At 61.8% G+C, this 23,422-nt stretch carries 19 protein-coding genes; 6 read left to right on the top strand and 13 right to left on the bottom strand.

Annotation, left to right across the window (positions count from 1 at the left end; genetic code table 11):
* Positions 1–3: 3 nt before the first annotated feature.
* The 8 genes from ABWV89_RS10540 to ABWV89_RS10505 all read right to left on the bottom strand — a co-directional run bounded on the left by ABWV89_RS10540 (position 4) and on the right by ABWV89_RS10505 (position 8,597).
* The gene (locus tag ABWV89_RS10540; RefSeq protein ID WP_353396402.1) at positions 4–351 is read right to left on the bottom strand and encodes a DUF3325 domain-containing protein; all 348 of its coding nucleotides are present in this window, start codon (positions 349–351) and stop codon (positions 4–6) included.
* Positions 344–2,044: a PepSY-associated TM helix domain-containing protein gene (locus tag ABWV89_RS10535; RefSeq protein WP_353396400.1), complete on the bottom strand. Its 1,701-nt coding sequence runs from the start codon at positions 2,042–2,044 to the stop codon at positions 344–346. Before ABWV89_RS10535 ends, ABWV89_RS10540 begins: the two co-directional genes overlap by 8 nt.
* A 12-nt stretch (positions 2,045–2,056) precedes the next feature.
* The gene (locus ABWV89_RS10530) at positions 2,057–2,362 is read right to left on the bottom strand and encodes an iron uptake protein (protein ID WP_353396398.1); all 306 of its coding nucleotides are present in this window, start codon (positions 2,360–2,362) and stop codon (positions 2,057–2,059) included.
* A 26-nt stretch (positions 2,363–2,388) separates the two neighbouring features.
* On the bottom strand, positions 2,389–4,554 hold the full coding sequence (locus ABWV89_RS10525; RefSeq protein ID WP_353396395.1) for a TonB-dependent siderophore receptor: 2,166 nt from the start codon (positions 4,552–4,554) through the stop codon (positions 2,389–2,391).
* 214 nt (positions 4,555–4,768) lie between these two features.
* Positions 4,769–5,755, bottom strand: a complete 987-nt coding sequence (locus ABWV89_RS10520; RefSeq protein ID WP_353396393.1) for a 1-phosphofructokinase family hexose kinase — start codon at positions 5,753–5,755, stop codon at positions 4,769–4,771.
* 51 nt (positions 5,756–5,806) lie between these two features.
* Positions 5,807–6,403 carry an MOSC domain-containing protein gene (locus tag ABWV89_RS10515; RefSeq protein ID WP_353396392.1) on the bottom strand — a complete coding sequence of 199 codons (597 nt, stop codon included), beginning with the start codon at positions 6,401–6,403 and terminating at the stop codon, positions 5,807–5,809.
* Complete coding sequence (locus ABWV89_RS10510; RefSeq protein WP_353396390.1) at positions 6,396–7,793, bottom strand: aminopeptidase P N-terminal domain-containing protein; 1,398 nt, start codon at positions 7,791–7,793, stop codon at positions 6,396–6,398. Before ABWV89_RS10510 ends, ABWV89_RS10515 begins: the two co-directional genes overlap by 8 nt.
* A gap of 36 nt (positions 7,794–7,829) precedes the next feature.
* Complete coding sequence (locus ABWV89_RS10505; protein WP_353396389.1) at positions 7,830–8,597, bottom strand: nucleotidyltransferase family protein; 768 nt, start codon at positions 8,595–8,597, stop codon at positions 7,830–7,832.
* Between the two features lie 218 nt (positions 8,598–8,815).
* On the opposite strand from ABWV89_RS10505, the gene tkt reads away from it, so the two are divergent.
* The 4 genes from tkt to ABWV89_RS10485 all read left to right on the top strand — a co-directional run bounded on the left by tkt (position 8,816) and on the right by ABWV89_RS10485 (position 15,011).
* Positions 8,816–10,867, top strand: coding sequence for a transketolase (gene tkt / locus ABWV89_RS10500; RefSeq protein WP_353396388.1), 2,052 nt, complete (start codon positions 8,816–8,818; stop codon positions 10,865–10,867).
* Positions 10,868–10,926: 59 nt separating this feature from the next.
* On the top strand, positions 10,927–11,925 hold the full coding sequence (gene gap, locus ABWV89_RS10495) for a type I glyceraldehyde-3-phosphate dehydrogenase (protein ID WP_353396386.1): 999 nt from the start codon (positions 10,927–10,929) through the stop codon (positions 11,923–11,925).
* A gap of 315 nt (positions 11,926–12,240) precedes the next feature.
* On the top strand, positions 12,241–13,890 hold the full coding sequence (locus ABWV89_RS10490; RefSeq protein ID WP_353396383.1) for an ethylbenzene dehydrogenase-related protein: 1,650 nt from the start codon (positions 12,241–12,243) through the stop codon (positions 13,888–13,890).
* Between the two features lie 77 nt (positions 13,891–13,967).
* A complete protein-coding gene (locus ABWV89_RS10485) occupies positions 13,968–15,011 on the top strand; it encodes a 2Fe-2S iron-sulfur cluster-binding protein (RefSeq protein WP_353396381.1) in 1,044 nt (347 codons plus the stop codon).
* A 46-nt stretch (positions 15,012–15,057) separates the two neighbouring features.
* Here ABWV89_RS10485 and ABWV89_RS10480 read toward each other — a convergent pair whose 3' ends face one another.
* Genes ABWV89_RS10480 through ABWV89_RS10470 form a run of 3 tightly spaced genes read right to left on the bottom strand, consistent with a single transcriptional unit; the run spans position 15,058 to position 17,299 of the window.
* Positions 15,058–15,876: a hypothetical protein gene (locus tag ABWV89_RS10480; protein ID WP_353396378.1), complete on the bottom strand. Its 819-nt coding sequence runs from the start codon at positions 15,874–15,876 to the stop codon at positions 15,058–15,060.
* Entirely contained in the window at positions 15,870–16,685 is an 816-nt protein-coding gene (locus ABWV89_RS10475) for a biotin--[acetyl-CoA-carboxylase] ligase (protein WP_353396376.1), read from the bottom strand. Before ABWV89_RS10475 ends, ABWV89_RS10480 begins: the two co-directional genes overlap by 7 nt.
* 14 nt (positions 16,686–16,699) lie before the next feature.
* Positions 16,700–17,299, bottom strand: a complete 600-nt coding sequence (locus ABWV89_RS10470; protein WP_353396374.1) for an SET domain-containing protein — start codon at positions 17,297–17,299, stop codon at positions 16,700–16,702.
* A 98-nt stretch (positions 17,300–17,397) separates the two neighbouring features.
* Between ABWV89_RS10470 and ABWV89_RS10465 the strand changes: the two genes are divergently transcribed.
* Together ABWV89_RS10465 and ABWV89_RS10460 are read left to right on the top strand one after the other, a co-directional pair.
* Positions 17,398–20,433: a DNA topoisomerase III gene (locus ABWV89_RS10465; protein WP_353396372.1), complete on the top strand. Its 3,036-nt coding sequence runs from the start codon at positions 17,398–17,400 to the stop codon at positions 20,431–20,433.
* Positions 20,434–20,490: 57 nt separating this feature from the next.
* Positions 20,491–21,135, top strand: a complete 645-nt coding sequence (locus ABWV89_RS10460) for a glutathione S-transferase family protein (RefSeq protein ID WP_353396370.1) — start codon at positions 20,491–20,493, stop codon at positions 21,133–21,135.
* A 6-nt stretch (positions 21,136–21,141) separates the two neighbouring features.
* On the opposite strand, the gene ABWV89_RS10455 is transcribed toward ABWV89_RS10460, so the two are convergent.
* Both ABWV89_RS10455 and ABWV89_RS10450 read right to left on the bottom strand, forming a co-directional pair.
* The gene (locus ABWV89_RS10455) at positions 21,142–22,653 is read right to left on the bottom strand and encodes a sensor histidine kinase (RefSeq protein ID WP_353396367.1); all 1,512 of its coding nucleotides are present in this window, start codon (positions 22,651–22,653) and stop codon (positions 21,142–21,144) included.
* 91 nt (positions 22,654–22,744) lie between these two features.
* Entirely contained in the window at positions 22,745–23,419 is a 675-nt protein-coding gene (locus tag ABWV89_RS10450; protein WP_353396364.1) for a response regulator, read from the bottom strand.
* Positions 23,420–23,422 lie beyond the last annotated feature (3 nt).

Here is a 23,422-nt window from a genome sequence, read left to right as displayed (position 1 = left end):
CCGTCAGGCCTGCGGGGAGTGCCCCTGCGATGCCTGAAAATGCAGTGAGGCCCACCAGGTCAGCCACCTGGGTCGGTAGCTGAGTGTCATGGCCACGCCGAAGGCACTGGCGGCCAGCAGCATGACCCAGACCAGCACGGCCATGGATGGACGGTCGGCGGCCAGACAAGCCATCAGCGAGCCGCCATGGGCAGTAGCGCCTGCCAAGCGCGTCCAGCGTGGACGTGCAGAGCGTCTCTTGCTGACCGAGTGCATGACTTGTTCCCAGTGCACCTCCATGGACAAGGCCAGCCAGGCCATGCCCGAGAGGTTGAATACGGCGGCCAGCAGAAGGTAGGCGAACTCAGGCATGGGAAGCCTCCGCCTGGCCTTCTGAAGTGCTTTCATGGCTGCGACCACTTTCCCGGCTGGCCATGACGCGCGCCGAGCAGACTGCCGCAACAGCCGTGGCCATCAGGCTCAAGTCAACGCCCGCGACGGCCCAATTCGTCTCAATGAAGATGCTGCGAACCAGATGCTCACCTGTGCTCAGGGCATTGGCGATGACCGCGACAAAGCCCAGGCAGGCAATGGCCCAGCACTGTTCCTTCCAGGCAGGGTTCATCCCGCCCTGGGCCAATGGGGCACTGCGCGCGAAGGCATGAGCCATGGCCAGCAGCCATAGCCCGAAGAACACGCCCTTTTCCCAATCGCCCTTGCCCGCGAGTTCCTCCGGCAGCAAACGGTTGGCCGCCAACATGCCAACCGTGGCGATCACCATCCCGGTGACGGTTGTGACTGCGAGCGCGTCAACGACGCGGCTGGCCTGCGACCCGGCCTTGGCGTGCTGTCGCTTGCGCTTCTCGACAAAGAACACAAAGCCTGTTGCGATGCAGACGCAGCCCAGCAAGCCACCCAGCACGTACAGCCACCGCAGCAGCCAATGTTCGAAATGCTGCAAATGCAGGCCTGTGAGGAATTCGTGCGTGCTGGCCACCGGGCTTCGGGGTGGATCCTCGCGCAGCAGCTCGCCAGTACTCCCTTTGAAATGAATGCCCTCGCCGACCAGCGCCACCCGGTCGCTGCCCGCGCGATAGATGCTTACGTAGCTGTTGGCATCGCCCACATGGTGAACTTCCAGATAGCCCACCTCGCCAGCCATGTCCCGTGCGGCCCAGCGCCGCTTGGCGTCGGCCACCATGGCGTCCACCGAAGCCAGTGGTGCGCGAACACCGGAGGGCTGATGAGGCAAGCCGGTGGCTGCGGCCTCCATGACCTCATGCCGGTCGTGCAGCCCTTTGAGCTGGAACTGCGAAACCGGCAAGAAGTAAGCAGCGCCAAAGATCACCAGGCCGGTGAACGCGAAGAAAAAATGGAAAGGCAACGCGACCACTCCGGTCATGTTGTGCAGATCGAGTGTGCTGCGCTGAATGTGCTTTTTCGGGCGAAAGGTGAAGAACTCACGGAAGATGCGGCGGTGGATCACCACGCCGGAGACCAGCGCGGCGAGCATGACCAGTGCGCTCAGGCCGACAATGAAAATCCCCAGGTTCTTCCATTGCCAGTTCAGGCTGTAATGCATGGGGTAGAACCACTCGCTGCCGATCTTGAGCTGGTCGGCCCGCACGAAAGCGCCACTGCGCGGATCGATGGTGGCGTCGCCATGGATGTGGTTGTGGGCCGCCGGGTCTTTGGGCTGCGGAACGCCAAACCCCACGCCCATGCGGAGCACGGGATCGCGGTGCGTCGTGTAGGCCCAGTACTCCGCAGCCGGAAGCTGCAATCGAGGCGTCATGGGCCCTCGGGCCGCATCGTGGAGCAGCGGCATGTTGGCCGCATAGTCCGTTTCGCTCGGCTCGATCTTGTTCAATGCCGGCAGCAGCACCTTGTCAAACGAGGGCATTGGCTGCGGGTCGAAGCGTGTCTCGGGCAGGGCCCAGCGGTCGATCTCGCGGTCAAAGACCGAGAGAGAACCAAAGAAGAACACCACCATCAACACAAAGCCGATCACCAGGCCAAACCAGGTGTGCAGCCAGGCCATGGACAGCCGGAAATTCTGTAGCATGGTGCCTTCCCTTCAAGCCAGAATGGCGCGCTGGATGGCCCATGCCGCCGTGAACTGTAGCGCCGCACCAGCCACCAGTACCACCCCGACACGCTTCAGGCTGCGTTCGGAGAATGACCACAGGAACAGAGCGAGAAACAGCACAAAGGCGAACATCACCACGCCTTGCTCAGCATCGTGGTAGTCGGTGCCCAGACCGACCAGAGCAGCAGTGCTCGCGGCAGCAAAGCCCCAGGTGAAGGCGTAGCTGCCAAAGATACCGGTCAGAACCCGGGCAGTGATGACTGGCCACCGAAGTGGCGCGTGAGGGTGGCTCATGTTCGCTTGTGCTTTCACACCGTTGATCAGAACTTGTACTCAAGCGTGACCGACGCTGTGCGCGGCGCACCGTAGATCGCGCCATACGTCACAGACCGGATGTACTTCTTGTCGAACACATTGTTCACGTTCAGGCGCACGGTGGCCTGGTCGCTCAGCTCGTAAGCGGCATAGGCATCAGCCACGGTATAGGCGCTCTGACGGGCGCCGGCGAGCTTGGAGATACCTGACTGCCAGCGCACGCCCGACCCCACACGAAGCTTGGGCATCACGGGCACGCGGGTCTCGGCCAGCAGCTTGACGGTGCGACGTGGAATCCACTCATAAATGTCGCCACCATCAGGCCCCGTGAGCTTCATGGAGGTGAAGCCGGCGGTGATCTTGGTGTCTTCGCTGACGTGGCCTGTGGCCTCGATCTCGAACCCTCTGGTAGTGACGTCCTTGGGCTCGTAGTAGGACTGCTGGGCCACAGCATCGAAGCCTGCCACGGTGGCCAGGCCCTTTTGCTCGGCATTGAAGAAGGCCACCGTGGTCAGCAGCTTGCCGCCGAGCCATTCGGCCTTGACGCCCACCTCGGTGTTCACCCCTTTCATGGGTTTGAGAAAAGCGCCATGGATGTCGCGTTGATCCTGTGCCTGATAGATATCGGAATAGGAGGCGTAGGCCAGCGCGTGCGGCGTGAGGTCATAGGTCAGACCGACATACGGGCTGACCTTCTGGGTGGTTTCATTGTCCAGGTTGGTTCCTCCGCCGTAAATGGCTGTGCCATCGCGCACGAGCCTGATGGCGTTGATGCCTGCAATCCCCTTGAGTTGGTCGGTGATCTGCAGGCGTCCGGCGGTGTACAGGCGAGTGATGCTCTGTTCACCATCGGCAGACACCGATTTCTCGCCCCATGCGGGCTCGGGGTAGACGTCGCCGCCATAGGGAAATGCCGGCATCACCGGGAAGGTCGCGCCCGCGTAGGACTCGGTGAGGCTCTCTTGTCGGGAGTGGCTCAGACCAACCAGCGCTTCATGCTTGCGCCCCCAGGCCTGGAACTGACCACTGAGGTTGGCGTCAACAATGTCGCTGCTCGATGAGCCTTCACTGCGATACGGCCAGCCCAGCAGGCCGGTGTTGTCGTTGTTGAGGTAGCCCGTGGCGGTATAGGCGTAGAAGAGGCGTGTTGCGCTCTTCGTCTCGGCATGGTTGTAGGTGACCTTGGCTTCCCAGTCGGATGACAGTGCGTGGGTGTATTCAACAAATGCCGTGGTGGTCTCGTTGTCCCACCGTGTCCAGTCCTGCGAAGTCGACGCCGAAACGTCGAACTCGGCCAGCGTGCCATCGGCATAAGGCAGTGTCAGGGAGCCCCACATGGGCGAGCGCTGTTTTGCGTCCTGATAGGTCATGCCCAGCGCCAGAATCCCGTTGTCACCCACCTGCCCTTCGACGATGCCAGAGAAAGCGGTGCGTTTGTTGGACAGGGCACGCAGATGGGAGTCCTTGTCTTCCTGCGCCAGAACCATGCGCCCTGCCCATCGGCCGTCCTCTGTCAGCACCTTGTTGTAGTCCAGGGCAACGCGCTTTTGCCCGTAGCTTCCCAAGGTCACCAGAGCCTCGCCGCCGTCGGTGTTGGTGGGGCGCTTGCGCACGTAGTTGATGGTGCCCGATGCATTGCCAACGCCAGTCAGCAGGCCGTTGGCGCCCCGGATCAGCTCGACCTTGTCGAACAGATAGGTATCGAGCTGACCTTCTGCAATGCCCCAGTCATTGGTCATGCCCAGCCCGTCGATCTGGGTGAGCATGATGTCAAATCCGCGAGCGCTGTAGGACGTCCGGTTGGTCTCCCATTCGTCGACCGTCAGACCGGTGCCATGGCGCAACGCATCATTGCTGTCCGAAGCGCCGAAGTTGCGCAAGGTGTCCTTGTCGATCGTGCTGATCGACTGTGGCGTGTCCTTGACTTCGATGGGGAGATTGGTCGCGCCTTTGGATACGCGGTTTTCGCGCTTGGTCTTGATGACCACGGCGGGCAGCTCTTCGGCGCTGCCATCGACCGGTGCCTGGGCGTCCGACGACTGGGCCCAGGCGGCAGAGCCGAACCCAAGATGGACCACCATCAGTGCGGCGGCCACAACGGGCGATGCCAGAGAGAAAGCAACAGGGGAAGCAACAGATCGGCCCGATTTGGCCAGAACGACATTCGACATGGTTTCGTCAGCAAAGGTTGGGATGACACCTGGCTGGCGAGGGCGAATGTGCCGGCGGTCACCGGGTGGTGACGCTGAGGCCGTGCCTTGGCTGGCTGGGGGAAGGAGAGCGCATTGGTATCGCGGTCGACCCGATGGCTTGGACCGCGACGTAACGGCGCTCTAATCGCAAATGCGAATTATTTGCAACAAAATTAACTTTGTCAATGACAAGTTACAGGGATTGCAGGGCCACAGCCGGCTTCAGTCGCTGCACGTCGTCGGTCTTGCAAAGTCCGGTGCCCGTGGTGATGAGGGCGGCTGAGCCCGCTGCCACGCCCCAGGCAAAGGCTTCTTCAATGGGTTGCTGGCTGCGCAGGCCCCACACCATGCCGGCTACGAAGCTGTCGCCAGCCCCGACGGCGCTGGCGATCGGCACACTCAGTGGCGGAGCGAACCAGGCCCCTTCATGGCAGACCAGGTAGGCGCCCTGCTCTCCTAGCGTGAGTGCCACGACCTCAGCCTTTGACTGGGCCACCAGCTCCTTGGCCACAGCCAGCCCTTCCTCGGGTGTTTGCAGCTTGCGACCACAAAAATCGCCCAGCTCGCGCAAGTTGGGCTTGACCATGAACACTCCGCCTGAGGTCAGCGCAGCCTGCAGGCCCGGGCCAGAGGAGTCGAGCACCAGTCGACTGCCCTTGGCCCGTGCCAGTTCGGCAAGATGGGCATAGATATCCACCGGAACCCCCGGGGGCAGGCTGCCGCTGGCGACGATGATGTCGGGCATGGCCGGCAGCTTCTCGATGGTTTGCACACAGGCACGCCACTCGGTTTCACTCAGGGTGGGGCCGGGCATGACGAAACGGTATTCCTGGCCGGTACTGGCTTCGTGCACGGTAAAGCTGACGCGGGTCTCGCCCGCGATCGGGACAAACTGGCACACCAGCCCTTCCTCTCGCATGCGGGTTTCCAGCCAGTGGCCCGTGGGCCCGCCGCTGGGGCAAAGCGTGATGCAAGGTGCTCCCAGCCGATGAAGCACTCGAGCCACATTGATGCCGCCGCCTCCAGCGTCATGAACGCCTTCGGAGCAGCGCAACTTGTGCACTGGTTCCACCTTGGGTGTGTCGGTCGAAAGGTCCACGGACGGGTTCATGGTGAGCGTCAGAACGCTCAGCGATGGGCCCTTGGACGAAGAAGAGGAGGAGGAAGCTTGTCGGCGCATGCCTGTTTGTACACCACAGCGATCTCGGGGGTGAGCAGGCCGAACGGCGCCTCAGCGCAAATGCTTGAGCTTCTTGGCAGAGAAAGCGTCGCTGATCGACAGACCTCGCTGGCCAGGCTCCACGACGATGGCATCGCCCGCCGCCACCACGCCAGCTTCAACCACCGAGCAATAGAACCCACTGCTTGAATGCTGAACCATGTCTTTCGCTGCCCGGGCATAACCCATCACGGCATTGAATTTGTAGCAAGGCTGTCGTGGCTCGGTCACGCGCAGCACGCACCCAGGCAAGCGCAAAGTGTCGCCCACCCACACTTCACTTTCCAGCAGGCCGCTGATGAGCAGGTTCTCACCCATGAAGCCCGGCGGCAAACCTTGGTCAGGAACCTCCAGGCTGTTCTCTATGCGGGCCTTCGCCCAGCCCGGCAGGTGCTCGGACGGATAGACGTAGACCGCCTTGGAAATCCCTCCGTGTACGCTCAGGTCGGCCTGTTCGTCGCCAGACAGGCCCAAAGCACCTACCGCGACCTGCCCCTGCCGAACCGTCTTGCGAAAGGCAGAAAGCACCGCCCGGTCGCTCACCTTCAGCGGAGCAGCCTCACCGGTGCAGACAGCCACGACCTGAATCTGGCGGGCAGTATCAACCACGCATCAAAGCCTCGATCTCGTCACCATCGACCGGTACGTCGCGCGTGATCAACTCGCACCCGGTCTCGGTGATCACCGCATCGTCTTCAATGCGGATACCGGTGTTCCAGAACTGCTTGGGAACGTCCTCAGAAGGGCTCACATACAACCCAGGCTCGATGGTGAGGACCATCCCGGGGCGCAGGATGCGGCTGGGCCGATCCTTGATCAGTTCATTGGACAAAGGGTCCAGCCGTTCGCTGGTCTGCCCCAGCTCCGAAGGCTCCACATAACTGCCGCAGTCGTGAACATCCAGCCCCAGCCAGTGGCCGGTGCGGTGCATGTAGTGACGGAAATAATGGCGCTTCTCGATCACGTCGTCCAGGTGCCCCACGTCGTTCTTGTTGAGCAAACCCAGATCGAGCATGCCCTGTGCCAGCACGCGCACAGTGGCATCGTGGGGCTCGATGAAGCGCGCACCCGGGCGGGTAGCCTTGACAGCGGCCTCCTGGCTGGCCAGCACCAGGTCATACAGCTCGCGCTGCGGCCCGCTGAACCGTCCGTTGGCCGGGAAGGTTCGCGTGATGTCGCTGGCGTAGCCATCCAGCTCGCACCCGGCGTCGATCAGCACCAGTTCGCCATCGCGCACCGGGGCATTGTCGGCCCGGTAGTGCAGCACGCAGGCGTTGGCACCTGCCGCCACAATGCTGGAGTAGGCGGGGTATTGCGATCCATGGCGGCGAAACTCATGCAGCAGCTCGGCGTCCAGGTGGTATTCGCGCACATCCTCGCCAGCACGAATCATCCGCGCCGAGGTTTGCATGGCACGCACATGGGCGCTGGCGCTGATCTGTGAGGCCCGGCGCATGATGGCCAGCTCGTGCGCATCCTTGATCAGCCGCATCTCGTCGAGCACGCTGCACAAGTCCCGCTGTGCTTCAGGGCACAAAGCACCAAAACGAACACGGGCCTTGACCTGTTGCAACCAGCCGTCGACCTGCGCCGTCATGCCCTGATGGGTGGCAAACGGGAACCAGACCGACGATCGGTTCTCCAGCAGCTTGGGCATATCGGCTGCCAATGAAGCGACAGACAGTGCCTGATCCACACCCAGCGTGCCCGGAGCCGCCTCGGGGCCGAGCCGGTAGCCGTCCCAGATTTCGCGTTCCAGATCTTTGGGCTGGCAAAACAAGGTGGTCTGCCCTTCTGCCGTGATCACCAGCCAGGCATTGGGCTCGGTGAAACCGGTCAGGTAATAAAAGTAGCTGTCGAAGCGGAACAGATATTCGCTGTCCCGATTGCGGGTGCGCTCGGGCGCGGTGGGCACGATGGCGACCCCACCGGGGCCAAGCTGTGCTGCCACGCGCGCACGGCGCTTGGCATAGACGGAATAAGCGTTGTGGGCATCCATATAGGCCATTGTCAGCGTTTTGCGCTGCCCCTGTCATCAGAAATGGGATTGTCCTGCTGCGTTGATCTGGGCCAGCCGTTCGGGCGTGCCCACGTCCATCCACGCGCCATCAAACAGCTCCGCGCTGACTCGGCCGGCATCCATGGCCTTGCGCAGCAGCGGCGCCAGCGGAGCCGATGTGCCCTGAGGGTTGCCGGGCAGCACGTCGCTCCAGGGCGCTTCAAACAAAGCCCGCTTGTACAGGGCGATGGTGCTGAAGGTGTAGCGGGGAATGCCGGCTTGCCGGGCCTGGTCCGCATCGACGTTCAGGGCGCGCCCCGAGTCATCCAAGCCGAAATCACCGCCCGGGTTGTGCTCCGGATTGGGCACCAGCCACAAGTGCGCGAGCTGGTCGCTTTGGGCAAACGAAGCCGCAGTACTCGACGAGAAATCGAACTCCGGCACGTAGACGTCGCCGGCCATGGCCCAGAAAACCTCTCCGAGCATGGGCAAGGCGCGGGAAATGCCGCCGGCGGTCTCCAGCGCGTAGCCGAAATCCAGCCCTTCGTGCGAAAACTGCAGGGCTACGTTGGGGTGCGCCACGTTCCAGCTCTCAAAGAAGGCCGTGACCTGCTCACCCAGCCATTCGGTATTGACCACCAGTCGGTCCAGGCCGCCTTCGGACAGAGCATCTGCCAGCCATTGCACCATCGGTCGTCCATGCACGGCCAGCAGAGGTTTGGGAGTGGCGTCGGTCAATGGCCGCATGCGCTTGCCTCTGCCCGCGGCGAGGATGATCGCGTTCATGCTGGCGTCCGTTGACATGGCTTGGCTCATGGCTGTGGGTGTGAGTCTTCTTCAGTGGTGTGACAGCCCCCATTATTTCCCAGTCGGCTCCGCCGCAAAGCCCGAGCGGAATGCGCGCCGCCAGGCCCCAGGGGTCGACGCCGATCCAGAGACCGATAAAATCATGGGTTTTCCCCTATCGCCTGTTGCGCAACCTGCCCGACAGCCCCGACCACCCGACGACCTCGCCAGCCCACATGTCCGACGCCACCTCCACCGCCACCCCGACCCAACAAGCCAATGCCATCCGTGCGCTTGCCATGGATGCCGTGCAACAAGCCAAGTCGGGACACCCCGGCGCGCCGATGGGCATGGCCGACATGGCCGTTGCGCTGTGGGGGCGTCACCTGCGACACAACCCGACCAATCCGGCCTGGGCCAACCGTGACCGTTTCGTCCTGTCCAATGGTCACGGCTCCATGCTGATCTATTCGCTGCTGCACCTGACGGGCTACGACCTGCCGATGTCCGAGCTGAAGAACTTCCGCCAGCTGCACAGCAAGACCGCCGGTCACCCTGAAGTGGGCATGACCCCTGGTGTCGAAACCACGACTGGCCCGCTGGGCCAAGGCGTCACCAACGCCGTGGGCATGGCACTGGCCGAGAAGCTGCTGGCAGCCGAGTTCAACCGTGATGGCCATGCCATCGTCGATCACCACACCTATGTGTTCCTGGGTGACGGCTGCCTGATGGAAGGCATCAGCCACGAAGCGGTGGCCCTGGCCGGTGCCTGGAAGCTGGGCAAGCTGATTGCGCTGTATGACGACAACGGTATCTCCATCGACGGCCAGGTGGCCCCCTGGTTCATGGACGATACGCCCAAGCGCTTCGAAGCCTGCGGCTGGAATGTGATCCGCAACGTGGACGGCCACAACGTCGACGCCGTCGACACGGCCATTGCCAAAGCCAAGGCCGCCTCGGACAAGCCCACCCTGATCTGCTGCAAAACCCACATTGGCAAGGGCAGCCCCAACCGAGCCAACACCGCCAAAGCCCACGGCGAACCCCTGGGTGCCGAAGAAATTGCCCTGACCCGCGAAGCTCTGGGCTGGACGGCCGCACCGTTCGAAATCCCGGCTGAGGTTTATGCGGCATGGGATGCCAAGGCCGCCGGCGAAGCCGTACAGGGCGAGTGGGAGACTGCGTTCACTGCTTACGCTGCTGCTTACCCTGAACTGGCAGCCGAGTTCACCCGCCGCATGGCAGGGGATCTGCCCAAGAGCTTCGATCAGGTCGCTGTTGACGCCGCCGTCGAAGCCCACACGAAAGCCGAAACCGTGGCCAGCCGCAAGGCCAGCCAAATCGCCCTGGGCCACTTCACGGCCAACCTGCCTGAAATGCTCGGAGGTTCTGCCGACCTCACCGGCTCCAATCTGACCAACACCCCCTCCACGCCGGCCCTGCGCATGGACAAGAGCGGCAAGGTCGTCAAGACGGAAGAAGGTCATGTGGGCCGTCACATCAACTACGGCGTGCGCGAGTTCGGCATGGCCGCGATCATGAACGGCGTAGCGCTGCACGGTGGCTACATTCCTTACGGCGGCACCTTCCTCACGTTCTCCGACTACAGCCGCAATGCCATCCGCATGGCAGCGCTGATGAAGAAGCGCGTGATCCACGTGTTCACCCACGACTCCATCGGTCTGGGCGAAGATGGCCCGACCCACCAGTCCATCGAGCACGCCGCCAGCCTGCGCCTGATCCCCAACCTCGACGTCTGGCGTCCGGCCGACACTGCCGAAACCTCGGTGGCCTGGGCGGTGGCACTGCGCAATGCCCAGAAGCCGACCGCGCTACTGCTCTCTCGCCAGGGCTTGCCCTATGCCCCGAAGAAGGATCTGTCCGACATTAGCAAAGGTGCGTACGTGCTGGCCGAGCCAGCCGAGGTGGGTCTGAAGAAGAAAGCCCAGGCCGTCATCATCGCCACCGGCTCCGAAGTGCAGCTGGCGCTCAAGGCCCAGGAACTCCTCGCCAAGGAACACAAGATTGCCGTGCGCGTGGTCTCCATGCCCAGCACGACCACGTTCGACCAGCAAACCGTGGCCTACAAGAAGTCCGTGCTGCCGCAAGGCCTGCCACGCGTGGCCGTCGAGATGGGTTCCACCGACGGCTGGTGGAAGTACGGCGTCGCCGCTGTGGTCGGCATTGATACTTTTGGCGAGTCTGCGCCGGCTGGCGACCTGTTCAAGCACTTTGGCTTTACGGCAGAGAACGTGGTCGACACCGTGCGCGCCGCGCTGGCTCGCTGAAACCCCGGATTCCTATTTCGCTTCCCCATTTATTCATCCATCCAACAGGAGTAGAGGACATGACCATCAAAGTCGGTATCAACGGATTTGGCCGCATTGGCCGCATGGTGTTCCGCGCCGCCATTGCCAACTTCAAGGACATCGAAGTCGTCGGTATCAACGACTTGCTCGAGCCCGACTACCTGGCCTACATGCTCAAGTACGACAGCGTGCATGGCCGCTTCAAGGGTGAGGTCAGCGTCGACGGCAACAACCTGGTCGTCAATGGCAAGAAGATCCGCCTGACCGCCGAGAAGGATCCTTCGGCGCTCAAGTGGGGTGAAATCGGTGCCGACGTCGTCATCGAGTCCACCGGCATCTTCCTGACCAAGGAAGGCGCGCAAAAGCACATCGACGCGGGCGCCAAGAAGGTCATCATGTCTGCGCCGTCCAAGGACGACACCCCCATGTTCGTCTATGGCGTGAACGACAGCACCTACGCTGGCCAGGCCATCATCTCCAACGCTTCTTGCACCACCAACTGTCTGGCCCCCGTGGCCAAGGTCCTGAACGACAAGTGGGGCATCAAGCGCGGCCTGATGACCACGGTGCACGCTGCCACCGCCACGCAAAAGACCGTTGACGGCCCGTCCAACAAAGACTGGCGCGGCGGCCGCGGCATTCTGGAGAACATCATTCCTTCGAGCACTGGCGCTGCCAAGGCAGTGGGCGTGGTGATTCCCGAGCTGAACAAGAAGCTGACCGGCATGTCCTTCCGCGTGCCTACCTCTGACGTCTCCGTGGTCGACCTGACCGTGGAGCTGAGCAAAGACGCGAGCTACGAAGAGATTTGCGCCGAAATGAAGGCCCAGAGCGAAGGCGCCATGAAGGGCGTGCTCGGCTACACCGAAGACAAAGTGGTGGCCACCGACTTCCGTGGCGAGAGCTGCACCTCGGTGTTTGACGCCGAAGCCGGTATCGCCCTGGACAAGACCTTCATCAAGGTCGTGAGCTGGTACGACAACGAGTGGGGCTACTCCAACAAGTGCCTGGAAATGGCACGTGTGGTCAGCAAGTAAGTTGGTCCCAACTTTCGTGGATCCGCCTGTTGGCGGATGACATTGCGAAATAAAGGAGCGCCCTAGTGGCGCTCTTTTTTTGTGCTTGCGGCCAGCCCGTTGCGTCGCTCATGTGAGGTAATGTTAGGTTCCATTTGACACCGTCAAACCAGTTGTAACGGTGGTCATCTCGCCAAATATCATTGTTTTTCATAGGACTTAGGAATTATTTTTGGGATAGAGGCCTGTCAGAAATGACGACAAAGGTACGTCTTGTTACGGATCGAATCGGTAATATGTCACGCGTTGCAACCTTGCGAGGAATGTGAGAGGGATATGAACTACCAAAACGATCTGACCAACAAGAAGTCGGACCTGCCCACGATGGTCCTGCACTGGGGGATGGTGATTGCGCTTCTGGTGAGCGTTTCCACCGGCTGGCGCATCGTCAGCATGACCGATACAGGTAACTGGATGCGGTGGGTGGATTTCTTTGTGCTCCAGGGCAACGTCGAGCACTGGCACTTTGTCAGCGCCAGCTTGCTCACAGGGCTGGTGATCGCTTATCTGGGCTTTCTGGTGACCCAGGGTCTGGGCGGCCGTTTGAGTTTTCGCGGCAGCAGTCTGCGCAGCCCTGATCGCCACGCGCGCTGGACAGCCATCAACAAACTGATCTACTGGGGTGCGCTGGCCCTGCTGGCGTTGGCCGCCATCACCGGGACACTGTTGTACTTTTTCCCTGGCGCATTGCCCACCGAAGCGCTGGTAGTGGTGCACAAGCTCGTTTCCTGGGCATTCGTCTTCTACATCGTTCTGCACGTTGTGGCGCAGCTGCTCATGGGCGGATTGCGTCAGCTGCTGAAGATCGTCTCTCCTCGCATGGCTTATGGCATGGGGGCGGTCACGGCGCTGACCCTCGGCCTGGCGGGTACGGCGCTGGCCTATCTGGCTGATCGCTCTGCACAGGACACATTGAGTGTGGTGCGCACTGAGGCGGCGCCCGTGCTCGATGGCAATGGTGAAGAGAAGGCCTGGGCAGATGCGCCCGAGGCGATTGTTCATACGTCGCGTGGCTTCAATCTGGCCAACGACAGCGGTGAGGTGGCCGTGCACGTGAAGGCGGTGCGCGATGACAACCGCGCCTACTTCCTGTTCCGCTGGCAGGATGCCACCCGCAGCCAGAAGCACATTCCGCTTCAGAAAACCGCTGAAGGCTGGAAGCTCATGCATTCTCAGTATTTCATCAACGACGAAAACGACTATTACGAAGACAAGTTCGCCGTGATGCTGGCGCCTTCGCCGATTGCAGGCGGCAATACCATGAACATTGGCCCCAAGCCATTCAAGGACAAACCCGGTCCGGGCAACGGGCTGGGCCTGCACGCCACCACCGATGGCAGTCTGGCCGATGTGTGGCACTGGAAGAGCGTGCGGTCAGGCACCTTGAACCAGTTTGATGACAACTACTTTGGGGCTCCGATGGAGCCCAAGCCTTCGGGCCGCTATACCGCGGGCTACACCCAGGACCCGAAGACGGCCGGAGGCTTCGAATCGCTTTTCGAGAAAATTCCTGACAGCGACTACGTCAAGCTCAAGGCCCTGCCAAATGACATCAATCTGGTGCTGGAGAGAATGGGCTCGTTTGATCCCAACCCGGATGTCAGCGACATGGGTGAGTTGTACGCGATTCCAAAGGGTGAACTCGTTCCCTATACGGAAGAGCTCGACGCCAACATTCCCGTTGGAACAGTGATTCCGTCGGTTGTATCTGACAAGCCATTCGAAGGCGACCGCGGCGACGTCCAGGCCCACGCCCAGTGGAAAGACGGGTGGTGGACCATTGAAGCGTCGCGAGCACTGGACACGGGCAGCCAGTATGACCAGGCCATTGCCAGCGATGTGTTCATGTGGGTGGCGGTGTTCGATCACAACCAGGTTCGCCATACCCGTCACGTTCACCCCTTGCGTCTCGCGGTTGCGCCCTGAGCGGGCCTGTCGCCTCGGGTGGCCCGCCGCGCAGGCAGGCCTTTTCAGCATCGTTCAGTTCAGGGAGGAGCCAGACCATGGGTACGGTTCGGATCGATCAGTGGCCACAGACGTTTGAGACGAAAGGGCAGCGTATTCTCGACGCCGCGCTGGATGCGGGCGTTCCCTTTCCGCATGGGTGCGGCACCGGTGAATGTGGCAGTTGCAAGTGCCAGGTCCTCAGTGGCGAGGTCACGATGGAGAAGCACAGCCCTCTGGCACTCACGCCCGAGGAGCGCGAGGAGGGAAAGATCCTGGCCTGTCGCTCGAAAGCAGATGGAGACATTGCGCTGCGCTGGCTGAACAACCCCAGCATCATCTACCCGGTGTTGAAGTTCAAGTCGCGAGTGCTTTCGGCCAGCAAGGTGGCACACGACGTGGTGGCTGTCGAGGTGGCCGTGCCCGAGGGTGTTTGCTTTGAATACCATCCGGGCCAGTTTGCCAAGTTGCGGTTTCCCGGCCTGCCGGCCCGCAGCTATTCCATGGCGACCGCCAGGGCCGAAGGGAAGCTGAGTTTTCACATGCGCATCGTCCCCAACGGTCAAGTCAGTCAGTTTGTGGCTTCCGCTCTGGAGCCGGGTGAAACCGTGGAGGTGCAGGGACCATTTGGAGAAGCGCATTGGGAGCCGCATCACGCCAGCGAAGGAGGTCCTTTGTTGCTGCTCGGAGGCGGGACTGGTCTGGCGCCCATGCTCAGCGTGCTGGAAGCCGCACTGATGCAGGGTGTTCCGGGGGAGCAGATCCATCTCTATCACGGCGTCAGGGGTCAGCGGGACCTCTATGCCTATGAGTACCTCAAGAAAATCGTGGAGACCCGGGGCATCACCTTCGTGCCTGTGCTCTCCGACGATGGCTTCTGCGACATCCCGGCGCGTGCCGGCATGCTTCATGAAGCCGTGGCCGAAGATCACGCCGATTTGTCCGGGGCGAGTGTGTTTGTCGCAGGGCCACCGCCCATGGTGGAAGCGGCCAAGTCCCTGGCCAAATCACGCGGAGCGGTTGACGAGCGGGTGCGCGCCGACCCGTTCTTTGCGGCGGAAAACCAGAAACGCAGTATCTGGGCTCGCCTGACCGGCTGGTAGGGTGCGCGGTCTGCGGTGGTGCCGTGCCGGGCCGAAGCCCGAGCGATCACTGCTGCTCTTCTGCCGGATTGCACGGCTCCAGTGCAGTGCCCTCAAAAGCAGCCAGCACTTCGTCAAACCTGGCCTTCTGGTCACTGGTCACGGCTGGCAGTGTCATCGTGACATAGTCTCTTTCGGGGCGTTCCTGGGCGACCCGCGCGGTCCGTACGCCCTTCTTTGACACGATCTCCAGGCCGCGTTCAGCTGCTTCTTCGGTCGAGAAAGTGCCCAGCGCCAGCCCTGGCGACAGTGGAGAGTTGCGCACTTCGCGAAACTCCACCTTGAACTCGCGCAGCTCCTTCTTCTTTCGCTGCATGGTCTGCTCGCCCAGTTTTCCCATGTACACAATCCAGCGCCCGCCGCCCTTTTCCGACTTGAAGTCGTAGAGCCCTTGCAGGTCGCTTCGCGAGGCGAGGACCTGCTGCAAAGCGTTGCCTTGCTCTACCGACAGCCCGTCAGCGACCCAGCACGTGGCTACGTTGGACACAGGCGTTGCGGCAATGCTGGTTTCTCCGGCCACCGCTCCGGTTTCAGCCGGAGCAGGCGGATCGTCTGGCTCAGCAGGTGCGGAGTCGGCAGTAGCGTCCGGCGTGGCAGCCTCGACAGTCTGGGCCACCGGCATGGAACCGGTCTCGGCGCTGCTTTCCGATGACACGGCAGGCATGCCGTTGAGCAGCCGAATGGTGTCCGGGTTGACCTGATTGCTGATGCGTTCGGGTTCGCGTTCGATCGCTGGTGCGAACCCGAGCCCGCCCAGGTACCCCTGAGTCCAGGCAAAGTACAAGGCGTTCGCTGCCAAAAGAAGCCCCACCGTCCATCTCAGCATGGTCTTACACTCACTTCAGAACTGTTGATGGCTCGCATGCCCGAACCGGTTCGCACCAGAAGAGCGCCGTCGGCATCGACGCCGGATGCCACGCCTTGGGTGCCGTCCGACAGTACCACGTCGCATCCAGCGAGGGCATCGCGCGCTCTGAAGCGTTGCAGGAACGCTGCAAAGCCGTCCTGGACAAAGTGACCGATATCGGTGGCCAGGGGCTTGCAGACGGCTTCCAGCGCTTCTCCTGCCGTGACACCCATCTGGATCTCCGCCAGTCCTGCCGGAGCGACGGGTGGCAAGCCATTTGCGTGTGGCGCCAGCTGCACGGCCGTACCGGGCGGTCTGGCGATATTGATGCCGATACCGATCACGGCCACTCGCGCCGAGCCGCTCGCTGCCGGCTGGGCCGGCATGGCTGTCTCTACCAGAATGCCACCGAGTTTTCTGCCCTGGTACCAAAGATCGTTGGGCCACTTGAGCATGACGTCTTCGCCCAGCGCCTGGGCCACACTGACGCCCACAGCCAGAGACAGCCCCGACCAGTCTTGAGGAGCCATGGGCACCGCCAGGGAGAACGCAAGTGACTGCCCTGGCTCGCTGTGCCAGGACTTTCCAAGGCGGCCGCGCCCCGCGGTCTGCACCTCAGCGACCAGCAACTCGGGACGGTCCAGGCCCTGGCGGGCCCGGCGCATGAGTTCCGTGTTGGTGGAGTCAATGCTGGGCAGTACCTCGACCGAGAAGTCGGGCCAGAGCGGGTGAAGGGCCTGCCAGAGGTTTTCGGCGTGGTGGGCGAGGGTCAGGGGGGTGGGCGGCATGGTCGCAGTAGTCGTCAGGCCTTGCTGCCGCCTTTGGACTTCTTTTTCTTCTTGTCTTTCTTGGCTTTGTCTTTGGTCTTGTTCTTCTTCTTTTTCTTCTTATCGCCCTTGCCGACGCTGCTCTCATCCTCATCGGGTGGTGATAGCAAGGTCCCGCGGCAATTGGCCGAGCCGCACCAGCAGGGGTACTCCGCCAGGAGTTCAGGTGTCTGGGGGGCGTCGATGACCAGGCCGTAGTCGTAGAAAAGCTCTTCACCGGCCTTGATGTCCCTCAGTGCCTCAATGAACACCCTGCCGCCATCGACATCGGCTTCGCAGTTGGGATTGCAGCTGTGGTTGATCCATCGGGCAGAATTGCCGCCATACTTCGCATCGATGACATGTTTGTCGTCAATGTGGAAATAGAACGTGTGGTTGGGGTCTTTGGGGTCGTGCGGATGCCGGCGCAAGGCCTCCTTCCACGTGATGACCTCACCTGTGTATTCGATCAGACGGTTACCCGCTGCAATGTCCTGAACGGCGTAAACGCCTTTGCCGTGGACGCCTGAGCGTCGGGTCTGGAGGCGTCGGCCCGCTGGGGGCTTGGCATTGGGGCGGCGGTTGTTTGTCGTCACGGTCGGAAATTTTGGTAAGGTTGTTGCATGCAGGTGCGCGCGTGCGCGGGCGCCTGTGCACCTGCGCGTGCGTGCACGCGTGTCAACCGATTGTAGAGATGAAAACCGAAGGCTCTTCCAAAACTCTGGTCATCGCCGAGAAGCCATCTGTGGCGCAAGACATCGTTCGCGCCCTGACGCCGGTGGCAGGCAAGTTCGACAAACAGGACGACCACTTCGAAAATGACCGCTATGTGGTCACATCCGCCGTGGGTCACCTGGTGGAAATCGCTGCGCCCGAACAGTTCGACGTGAAGCGGGGCAAGTGGAGCTTTGCCCATCTTCCCGTGTTGCCCCCCTATTTCGATCTGAAGCCGATCGAAAAAACCAAGTCGCGCCTGAAGGCCGTGGTCAAACTGGCCAAGCGCAAGGACGTGGGCGATCTGGTCAACGCCTGTGACGCGGGCCGCGAGGGTGAACTGATCTTCCGCCTGATCCAGCAGTACGCTGGCAGCGTCAAGGCCGGCCAGTATCAGGCGCTCGAAAAGCCTGCCAAAAGGCTGTGGCTGCAGTCCATGACGCCGCAGGCCATTCGCGACGGCTTTGAGCAACTGCGCTCCGACGAAGACATGATGGGGCTGGCCAATGCCGCGCGCAGCCGGTCCGAGGCCGACTGGATGGTGGGCATCAATGGCACACGCGCCATGACGGCTTTCAACTCGCGTGATGGCGGCTTCTTCCTCACCACGGTTGGCCGGGTGCAGACCCCGACCCTGTCCATCGTCGTTGAACGAGAAGAGAAGATCCGCGCCCACAAGGCGCGCGACTATTGGGAAGTGCACGCGAGCTTTCTGGCCAATGCAGGTGAATACCCGGGCAAATGGTTCAACCCTGATTTCAAGAAGCCCACAGGCGACGATGCCGACCCGGATGTCCGGGCCGACCGCATCTGGGACCACCGGGAAGCGCTGGCCATTGTCGAGGCCGTCAAAGGCAAAACCGCCAGCGTCAAGGAAGAGTCCAAGCCCAGCACGCAGGCGTGCGGCCTGCTGTATGACCTGACGAGCCTCCAGCGTGAGGCCAATGGTCGTTTTGGCTTTTCAGCCAAGACCACTTTGCAACTGGCTCAAAGCCTGTATGAGCGGCACAAGGCGTTGACCTACCCGCGTACCGATTCACGTGCGTTGCCCGAGGATTACCTGGGCACCGTCAAGGACACGTTCCAGATGCTGGCCGGCAGCGGTATGAAGCACTTGGCGCCGCACGCGAAGACCGCGCTGGACAACAACTACATCAAGCCGTCCAAGCGCATCTTCAACAACGAGAAGATCAGCGATCACTTCGCCATCATTCCGACACTCCAGGCGCCAGGAAACCTGTCCGAGGCGGAGCAAAAGCTCTACGACCTGGTGGTGCGCCGCTTCATCGCGGTGTTCTTCCCCAGCGCCGAGTTCCAGGTGACCACGCGCATCAGCTCGGTCTCCGCCGCGCCGGGCAGCCCCAAGCAAGGAGGCGCCCCCTCGGGGGGCAGCGATGCACACGAAGTGGCAAGCGTGGGGGCAAGGCATGTCTATCACTTCAAGAGTGAAGGCAAGGTGCTGGTCCGCCCGGGCTGGATGGCCGTCTACGGCAAGGAAGCGGCAGACGAAACCGAAGGCAAGGATGGCAAAGACGGTGACAAAGGCGGCAAGGTGTTGGTGCCGGTGGAGCCCGGTGAGACGGTTCGCACCGAGAGCATCGAGGCCAAGGGGCTGAAAACCCGTCCGCCTGCACGTTATTCGGAAGCCACGCTGCTCGGTGCCATGGAAGGTGCGGGCAAGCTGGTTGACGATGACGAGCTGCGCGAGGCCATGCAGGAAAAAGGCCTGGGCACGCCTGCCACCCGCGCCGCCATCATTGAAGGCCTGCTCACTGAAAAGTATTTGCTGCGTGAAGGCCGTGAGCTGATCCCGACAGCCAAGGCTTTCCAGCTCATGACCTTGTTGCGTGGCTTGCAGGTCGAGGAGCTGTCCAAGCCCGAGCTCACGGGCGAATGGGAATACAAACTCTCCCAGATGGAGCAGGGCCGATTGAGCCGGGACGCCTTCATGGCCGAAATCGCTGCCATGACGGAGCGCATGGTCAAAAAGGCCAAAGAGTATGACCGGGACACCATTCCCGGCAACTACGCCACGCTGGCGACGCCTTGTCCGAATTGTGGTGGGGTTGTGAAAGAAAACTACCGTCGCTATGCCTGTACCGGAAAGTCAGACGGTGGCGAAGGCTGTGGCTTTTCCTTTACCAAGTCGCCCGCGGGCCGAACATTCGAAATCGAGGAGTCGGAAGCTTTTCTGCGCGACAAGCACATTGGTCCGTTGCAAGGCTTCCGGTCAAAAGCCGGCTGGCCTTTCGCGGCTGAGCTGGTGCTGAAGTTCAGCGAAGACGACAAGAACTGGAAGCTCGAGTTCGATTTCGGCGACGACAAGGAAGAGGAGTCCGGCGAGCTGGTGGACTTCTCCGACCGCGATCCGCTGGGCAAATGTCCGTCATGCGGCGCCAGCGTGTTCGAGCACGGCAGCAACTATGTGTGTGAAAAGGCTGTTCCAACAGCCGCACAGCCCACGCCGTCCTGCAAGTTCAAGAGCGGCAAGATCATCCTGCAGCAACCGGTGGAACGCGAACAGATCGCCAAACTGCTCGAGACAGGGAAGACGGACTTGCTCGACAAGTTCATCTCCATGCGGACGCGACGCCCGTTCAAGGCGTTTCTGGTCTGGGATGGAGAAGCCGGCAAGGTGGCATTCGAGTTCGAAAAGCGTGAATCCAAATACCCGGCGCGCAAGACGGCCGCAGGCGGCAAAACGGCTCCAGCCAAGAAGGCAGCGGCCAAAAAGGCAGCACCAGCCAAGAAGGCTGCAGCCAAGAAGACCCGCAAGCCTTCCAGCGCGCCTGGCAAGAAGCCGAGCACGGAGCTGGCCGCCGTCATTGGGGCAGAGCCCGTGGCGAGAACCGAAGTCGTCAAGAAGTTGTGGGACTACATCAAGGCCAACGGGCTGCAGGATGCATCTGACAAGCGCAAGGTCAATGCAGACGACAAGCTCAAACCCGTTTTTGGCAAAGACCAGGTCACCATGTTCGAGATTGCAGGCATTGTCGGCAAACACCTGAGCGACTGACGGGGTATTGGGGCTGCGCTATCGTGGGCCCTCGCCATTCCATTCGAGGAGACACTCATGAGTCTGCAACTGTATTTCGGCCCCGGTGCCTGTTCCTTCGTCCCTCACTCTTTGCTGGAGCTCTCCGGTGCCGAGTATGAGGCCAAGCTGATCAAGCTCCACAAGGGTGAGCAGCTCTCCGAGGAATACAAGGCACTCAATCCGCGCGGGCAAGTGCCGGTGCTGGTGGATGATGGCACAGTCATCACGCAGATCATGGCCATCGTGTTGCATCTGGACGCGAAGTTTCCTGACGCGCACTTTCTGCCTGCCGGCGGCATGGAGCGAACCCGGGCGCTGTCTACCCTCGCATGGATGAACAACACGGTTCACCCTGCCTTCACCCATATCTTCATGCCCCAGAAGTTCACCGGTGACGAGGCCGCGCAGCAAGCGGTCAAGGCTCAGGCCATGAGCGCCTATCCAGGCCTGATGGCCGAGATCGATGCATTGGCGGCCAAAGCTTCGCCGTGGGTTGGCGGAGAGCACCCCGGAGCCCTCGATGCCTATACCCTGGTGCTGATGCGCTGGGGCGGGCTGGTCGGCATGGACACCTCACCTTTCAAGGCAGCTTGCGACATTGCGCGGCGTTTTGCCGCGCTGCCTGCGGTTTCCCGCGCCGTAGAGCGCGAGCGCCTTCAGCTGGACATGCTCAAGGGCTGAGTCGCTTCAGTGGTGCGCCTGCGCTTCGGCCGCGCTGGCGTCCGCGTGGGGCAAGGGGGCAAAACGGATGGACACGCGAAGGCCTCGCCGGGCGGGGTCATTGTGTGCATCTTCCATCGACATCGTCGCTCCATGCTGCTGGGCGATCTCGTGGACGATGGCCAGGCCCAGGCCTGACCCGTCGACGTTTGTGCCCAGCGCGCGGTAAAAGGGCTGCAGCACCATGGCCCGCTCGTGTTCGGGAATGCCCGGCCCATTGTCTTCCACCTGCAGCACCACGACACCGCTGAACCGGTCAGCCAGCACCTTGACGGTGACGACCCCGTCCTTGCCGCTGTAGTTGATCGCGTTGTCCACTAGGTTGCGAGTCATTTCCTGCAGCAAGGTGGCGTTGCCTTCGAGGCGACAGGAGTCGGGCGTCTGTTGCGGACCTTCGTAGCCCAGGTCGACGCCATGCTCAAGCGCGCGTGGCACCGAATCCTGCACCACCTGCGTGACCAGAGGGGCAACGTCGAGTGGTTCGCTGGGCAACGAACGTCCTGTGCCTTCTGCTCTGGCGAGCGCCAGCAGCTGATTGACCGTATGCGTGGCACGGGTGCTCGAGCGTGCGATTTGCTGCAAGGTTCCGACCATGTCCTGAGGATCGGTTTCTCGTTGGGCAAGTTCGGCCTGCATACGCAGACCGGCCAGCGGTGTCTTGAGCTGGTGAGCTGCGTCGGCAAGAAAGCGGCGCTGGGTGGTGAGCGAGGCCTTCAGGCGAGTGAGCAAATCATTGATTGATGAGACCAGAGGGGCCACTTCCTGAGGAATGAACGATTCCTCGATCGGGCTGAGGTCGTCGGGCCGCCGCGCGCGGATGCGCTGCTCCAGCGAGTTCAATGGACGGATACCTCGCACCAGGGCCAGCCATACCAATAGCACTGCCAGGGGCAAGATGACAAACTGCGGCACCATCACGCCTTTGATGATTTCAGTGGCCAAAGTGGATCGCTTCCCTTTGGTCTCTGCCACCTGCATGAGGACCAGCCGACCGGAGTCATCATTGCGTGCCAGCCAGGCATAGGCGACACGGACTTCGTCGCCGCGCAGAACATCGTCACGCAGCAGAATCTGACCCGGGACAGCGGGGCGGTCGTCATGGGGCAAAGGAAAGTCGCCTTCGCCACTGATGAGGTCACCGCGCGGGTCGAGCACCTGGTAGTACACCAGGTCACTGTCGTCTGCGCGCAGAAGGTCGCGCGCCTGCGGTGTGAGTCGAAAGCTGACCTGTCCCTGCTCGCTCACCACGTACTGGGTCAGGGCCTGCAGGTTGAACTCCAGAGCCCGGTCGAACGGCTTGTTGGCAATGCCCTGAGCCACAAACCAGGTCAATGCGAGGGACAGTGGCCACAGCAGCAGCAATGGGGTGAGCATCCAGTCCAGAATCTCACCGAACAAACTGCGCTGTTCGCGCTGAAACAGCCCGAAGGAAACCTGTGTCTTGTCGCTGGCGACTTCCTCTTCAGGTTTGCTGTTCATGTCGTGATGATGGTCAGGCCCGGACAAGCCCGGTCCATGCGCATGCTCTCACGAGGTCTTGTGATGCGCGTGCGCATGGCGTCGGGTACGTTCAGCCGGGAATTTTCTCCAGGCAGTAGCCCAGACCCCGAACGGTCGCAATGCGGATCGGACCTTTCTCGATCTTCTTGCGCAAGCGGTGAATGTACACCTCGATCGCGTTGTTGCTGACTTCTTCGCCCCATTCGCAGAGGCGTTCAACCAATTGGTCTTTGCTGACCAGGCGGCCTGCGCGTTGCAGCAGCACCTCCAGCAGACCCAGCTCGCGTGCCGAGAGTTCGACCATCTTGCCGTCGATGGTGGCCACGCGCCCCGCCTGGTCGTACACCAGTGGCCCATGCTTGATGGTAGAGCTGGCGCCGCCCATGCCTCGGCGCACCAGCGCACGCACGCGGGCCTCCAGTTCCTGCAGCGAGAACGGCTTGGCCATGTAATCGTCCGCACCGTAGTCCAGCCCCTGCACACGTTCCTCGATGCTGTCGGCGGCAGTGAGGATGAGCACAGGCACGGCCGAACCCCGTGAGCGCAGGCGCTTGAGCACTTCAAGCCCATGCAGCTTGGGCAAGCCCAGGTCCAGGATCAGCAGATCAAATTCGTCGGTGGTCATCAGCGCGGCGTCGGCCTCTGTGCCCGTGGCCACATGATCAACGGCTGCACCAGCAGCGCGCAGGCTGCGCATCAGGCCATCGGCCAGCACTTGGTCATCTTCTGCAATCAGGATGCGCATGAA

It is taken from the genome of Hydrogenophaga sp. 5NK40-0174 (assembly GCF_040372165.1).
GTDB lineage: Bacteria > Pseudomonadota > Gammaproteobacteria > Burkholderiales > Burkholderiaceae_C > Hydrogenophaga.
This window is presented reverse-complemented; position numbering and strand designations above follow the sequence as displayed.